This is a genomic window from Staphylococcus simiae (assembly GCF_002902085.1).
Taxonomy (GTDB): Bacteria; Bacillota; Bacilli; order Staphylococcales; family Staphylococcaceae; genus Staphylococcus; species Staphylococcus simiae.
In genome coordinates this window covers 1-246 of the sequence record NZ_PPQR01000142.1, presented here as the reverse complement: position 1 = coordinate 246, position 246 = coordinate 1, and the positions used below count along the sequence as shown (strand labels likewise).

The window sequence follows — 246 nt, the reverse complement described above, 5'->3', positions numbered from 1 at the left end:
TCTACCAGGTACTAAAACAGAAACATCTGACAGAACAGTTGATGTTCCACTAACTGATATGAAAATATTACAAAATACTTTGGCGAAAATGCCAACAAATTTATCCACTCAATTGTTCAACACTGGAGTTTCGTTAATTACACACAACGCAGTAACTAAAGTTATGCAAAAATATTGTTTAGAAAAACGTATTGGCAAATATACATTACACAGTATCAGACACACACATTGTTCTTACTTGTTACA

General features: G+C 32.1%; 1 pseudogene. It reads left to right on the top strand.

Features of this window, described 5'->3' with window-relative positions:
• Window positions 1-246, top strand: a pseudogene (locus CD113_RS12380) (tyrosine-type recombinase/integrase); the annotation flags it as partial.